This is a genomic window from Acidiferrobacter sp., from assembly GCF_054609335.1.
In genome coordinates, this window is record NZ_JBTRWP010000093.1 from 1 (window position 1) to 4,385 (window position 4,385).

The 4,385-nt window shown below is 57.8% G+C and carries 5 protein-coding genes and 1 pseudogene; 2 read left to right on the plus strand and 4 right to left on the minus strand.

All coding sequences use genetic code 11. The features are described 5' to 3' along the window. Window positions 1-838: 838 nt before the first annotated feature. From ACYCTF_RS14100 to ACYCTF_RS14115, 4 genes are all read right to left on the minus strand, one after another. On the minus strand, window positions 839-1,096 hold the full coding sequence (locus ACYCTF_RS14100) for a type II toxin-antitoxin system VapC family toxin (protein ID WP_461285076.1): 258 nt from the start codon (window positions 1,094-1,096) through the stop codon (window positions 839-841). 171 nt (window positions 1,097-1,267) lie between these two features. Further along, window positions 1,268-1,501, minus strand: a complete 234-nt coding sequence (locus ACYCTF_RS14105; RefSeq protein WP_461285077.1) for a type II toxin-antitoxin system Phd/YefM family antitoxin — start codon at window positions 1,499-1,501, stop codon at window positions 1,268-1,270. A 405-nt stretch (window positions 1,502-1,906) separates the two neighbouring features. Beyond that, window positions 1,907-2,212 (minus strand): IS3 family transposase, encoded by a 306-nt coding sequence (locus ACYCTF_RS14110; RefSeq protein ID WP_114282846.1) that lies wholly within the window; start codon window positions 2,210-2,212, stop codon window positions 1,907-1,909. Then, on the minus strand, window positions 2,209-2,364 hold the full coding sequence (locus tag ACYCTF_RS14115) for a transposase (protein WP_461285078.1): 156 nt from the start codon (window positions 2,362-2,364) through the stop codon (window positions 2,209-2,211). The genes ACYCTF_RS14110 and ACYCTF_RS14115 overlap by 4 nt, the downstream gene beginning before the upstream one ends. Window positions 2,365-2,506: 142 nt before the next feature. Here ACYCTF_RS14115 and ACYCTF_RS14120 point away from each other — a divergent pair. Together ACYCTF_RS14120 and ACYCTF_RS14125 are read left to right on the plus strand one after the other, a co-directional pair. Then, a pseudogene (locus tag ACYCTF_RS14120) lies at window positions 2,507-2,977 on the plus strand (IS110 family transposase); the annotation flags it as partial. A gap of 282 nt (window positions 2,978-3,259) precedes the next feature. Then, window positions 3,260-4,123 carry a Fic family protein gene (locus ACYCTF_RS14125; protein ID WP_461279188.1) on the plus strand — a complete coding sequence of 288 codons (864 nt, stop codon included), beginning with the start codon at window positions 3,260-3,262 and terminating at the stop codon, window positions 4,121-4,123. Window positions 4,124-4,385 lie beyond the last annotated feature (262 nt).

Here is a 4,385-nt window from a genome sequence, read left to right on the forward strand (position 1 = left end):
CGGCAAGGCAAGACCGCCAATCGTTTTGGTACAATTTTGGTACACCGAGTACCGAAAGTCCTGTCCGTCTGAAGGAAGGGCTTGGACAACTAAAGTCGTAATATGAAGGGGTTACGCTCTAAGGCATTGATTCCTATGGGGCGTTTGTGTGTATGGGGTTCAGGTGGTCGGAGGTTCAAATCCTCTCGCCCCGACCAACATCCCCTCTATAATCAAGTAGTTCCAACACACTTTCCCGCAGCCTTCGGTTTCAACAAAACGAGTGCGGGACTTTTGCGGGACTCCACCCCGCAGACCCGATTGGCCGCCTCGATGAGCTGACTGAGTTCCGTCGCCGAATAGTGGTCGGTGATACGCGTCGATTTATGGCCGAGCAAGTCCTGGTTCACTTCCTTCGAGACACCACTCGTTCCGGTCCCGTCGTTGCCCTACCGGCCATCAGGGCCACGCACTGTTTTTACTGATACGCGTCGTTTTTGACCGTCCCGCCGATACTGCTACTGGGTCTAGGGCCGTCAGAGAAACGCCGCAACCAGAAACTTTGTCGCCCCACCTGTCCCATCGAGAGGCGCCATGAGGTTGGCAGTGGCTAGTCTACGCGTTCACGGAGACGAGGAGGCGTTGGGGGCTTGGCGTACACATCGAAGCTTTAACGGGCTGGGGCTACACCTTGCGACCAGTTTCCGTAAGCCATGCAGCAGAGGCATGCTTCCAGTCCCCGAACTACGTATTGGGACTGGATACGCGGAAACTTCATTGCCGCCAAAGGCTGCAATCGCTCGCATCCGACAAACCAAAGCCCCTCGATAGGCCAAGATTCGCACCTTGCGCGAATCCACTACCAGCGAATCCTCGAACTGACGGGCACCTTAAGCCGCTCCCCGGCTTTCAGTAAGCCCCGGTCGAGCGTGTAGACCCTCTTCGCTCCGTGGTTTGTGGCTATGGCAAGATGCAGCGCGTCTCCGGCACGAAGCCCCGTATCCGCTGGAACCAGAAACTGTGCGGCTGTGAGGAAATCCGCGACGCTCGGGGCGAGGAGAACAAACGACTGCACCAAGAGCTGCTCGAAGGTCTTGCGAATGGCCTCTGCCAGCACTTCGTCAATTCGCCCATGCGCACACGCCGCGACACAAGGCGTGCCAGCTCCACCCGGGTCCGTTAGGACGTGGCAAGTTCGTCTTCGCCGTCGCGAAGGAACGCCTCCACGGCGTCGCTCGACTCCTCAGGCATGACCAGGGGCCACGAAACTCGTGTCGAGATAGAGCACTCAATAGCCTTCGTCGCGCAAAACGCGCAGGATCTCCGCGCTTGAGGCCCGTGCTCGAGGAAGGCTTGCCCGAAAGGCCGCTAAAGACGGCAAGGGTTTGAGCGAGCCATGCGCCGACACCACACGCGCGACCGGCTTGCCGTGGCGCGTAATAACCACCTTCCCACCCGCCTCGACCATGTTCAAGATTTCGCTCAATCGCGCCTTGGCCTCGACCAGACTGATGGTCTCCATTAAGAAAGCCTCACTGACCAGAGTAATGGTCATTATAATACACAGCGGGCCATGCCAACAGAAGAGACTAGTCATTAGTTCCACCGTCCACAAAGCAGTGTTTCCGTATGTTTCAATCAACTCGCCTGAAAACAGAGTTCCGGATGCTGTCTACATCGGGGTGGTTTCGATCAGTTCGTAGGCCCGCTTTTGGGCGGCATTGGGAATAGTGAGAACCGGGAAGGTCGACCCCTCTCCGTTTGTATGCGGCACACGACAAGTATTACGCACCACGGTGGCCAGATCCGCGAGCAAGGTCTGGAAGCTGTGCCACTCCTGCCTTGATATAAAGACTCACGTCTCATGGTGAATGGTTAATAGTTTGCCAATGGCAATTACATTGTATAGTAGATGAGAACGCTTGTGTCATAAGCGGGTTACTGAACCTCCGTCTGGACCGCGCAGGCGATGCATGAGCCGCTGGATGCGCTTGCGGTTCACAAGCACGCCGTCGCGCTCGAGCCGGTCCCGCAGGCGCCGCGAGCCCAGGAAGGGGTGCTGGAGGTGGAGGGCATCGAGCCGCTTCATGAGCGCCAGATCGTCCTCGGAGACCACAGGTCTCCCCTGGTAATACACGCTCGAGCGGGGCACGCCAAGCCACGCGCATTGGCGTGCGATCGGCACCACCGGATTCTCGCGCTCGACCCGTTGGAGTCTCTCAGCCGTGGTCATTTGCCGAGCACTCGTACGAAAAAATCGTTCTGGACCGTAAGCTCTCCAATCTTGGCCAGCAAGGCCTCGCGATCGCTGGTGGGTGTCGTCCCCGTGGGCTTGCCGAAAATGCTCGCCGCCTGGTCGATCAACTGCCGGCGCCATTGGGTCACCTGGTTCGGGTGGACCTGGTGTTTGGCTGCGATCTCATGAACATCGTAGATGTATTGACCTGCCCGGCCTCAAGCGACGTGGATTAAGCTTACGGTCGGGAAAACCACCATCAGCTCAGAGCCACAATTGAGGGGGCAGGTCATGACGAAGTTTAGCAAGTACATAGGCTTGGATACACATAAGGACACGATAGCGGTGGCTATTGCCGAGGCCGGCCAGAGTAAGCCGCGCTACTACGGGGAGATCGCCAACACCCCGGAGGCGGTGGCCAAGCTCGTGAAGAAGTTGAGCCCGGCCGGTGAGGTGCTGTCGTTCTGCTACGAGGCCGGCCCCTGCGGCTACGGCATCCACCGGCAGTTGACCCATCTGGGTCACGACTGCGTGGTCGTCGCCCCCTCGCTCATCCCCGTAAAGCCCGGGGATCGGGTGAAGACCGATCGCCGGGATAGCGAATCGCTCGCCCGCTTGCATCGCGCCGGCGAGCTCACGGCAGTCTGGGTCCCAGGCCCCGAGCAAGAGGCGGTGCGCGACCTCACCCGCGCCCGGGAAGACACCAAGGCCCTCGAGCGGCAGGCCAAGCAGCGCCTATCGGCCTTTCTCCTGCGCCATGGTGGCTGCCCACTACGGCCTGAGTCCGGACAGGGCATTTCCCACGGCCTGCAAGGCCGGTTACGCGGTCGAGAGTTTTGGCCAAGACCTGAACTTGATGCTCGCGATTCCCGTCAGGCTGCGCGATACATGACAGGATGTTTTGGATGAGATTGCAGGGACGATATGAGGCCTGGAGAGCGGCCTCGATGAGAGAGCGATCACGTCGGGATCTCCGAGTTTGTCGGTGGAGCGTGATATACTGTTGCGCAGTTTTTAGGCTCCCTATACAGGATAAACCGTAAAGTGACGACAGACCGGCCGCAACCCTTTTTCGCAGGTCTCGACGAGGACATAAAGGTCATTCTTCTGGCCCAGGTCCGCAATCTGTGGACGCATGCGTCCACCGCCATTGAAGGGAACACGCTGACGCTCGGTGACACGGCTTTTGTCCTGGAAGAGGGTCTGACGATCGCCGGTAAGCCGCTGCGGGATCATCAGGAGGTCTACGGCCACGCTCGGGGTATCGAGGTCATTTATCGCCTACTGGAAGTCACTCAACTGCAGGACGCGGATATCTTTGCCTTGCATCGCGTTGTCCTTACCGAAGCCATTATGGATATCTATAAGCCGGTAGGGGCCTGGAAAAACGAAGCCAATTTCACGACACTGGTGGGGCCTGATGGTCGTCAGCATTGGCGCGAATTTCCGGAACCGGCGCACGTTCCGGCGCTGATGAGTCAGTGGCTCAATGCGTTCAATGTCTGGTATGGCCAACCTCTGACAACGGACACAGCGGCCAGCGCCTATGCCGATATGCATCTAGATTTCGTCACCATTCATCCCTTCTTTGACGGTAACGGGCGCATGGCCCGTCTACTCGCTAATCTGCCGGTCCTGCGCGCGGGCTTCCCACCCATTGTGGTGCCAGCCGAAGGTCGCCAGGAATACAAGAAGGCGATATCGGACTATCAACAGACCATTCCTGATCTTAAAAGCCTGTCTGATCTCAGGGCATTACCGCGAAACGCGGAACGGTCCCGTTTTCAAGATCTCTGCCGAAACTATTGGGAATCCACGATGGCGCTGGTCGCCGAGGCCCGGCAAGCGCAAGAGCGCAAGCGGGTGGTTGCCCGTCGAAACCCCGGCACCCCGAAGTTCCAGGGCTAAGCCCGCACGGCTAAAATCAATAAAAACATTCCTGACATTTTTTGGACGAGATCAATTTGGTGTGCAAGCGCTTCAAGATGCTAAACTGATACGACGGGAATGGAGTGGTTGGAAGAATGATGGGTCGGCAGAAATCTATCTATTACACACATCTTTTGAAGGCCAACACGGCATGATGCTATCTATTACACAGATCTTTTGAACGCCAGAGCGCCGTGATAGCACACTCGACGCTATGATGGTCTAATCCTTGCAGAGCTGT

Excerpts from the sequence above, each read along its gene's own strand:
- ACYCTF_RS14105 (WP_461285077.1), bottom strand. The coding sequence starts at position 1,501 with ATGGAGACCATCAGTCTGGTCGAGGCCAAGGCGCGATTGAGCGAAATC.
- ACYCTF_RS14110 (WP_114282846.1), bottom strand. The coding sequence starts at position 2,212 with ATGACCACGGCTGAGAGACTCCAACGGGTCGAGCGCGAGAATCCGGTG.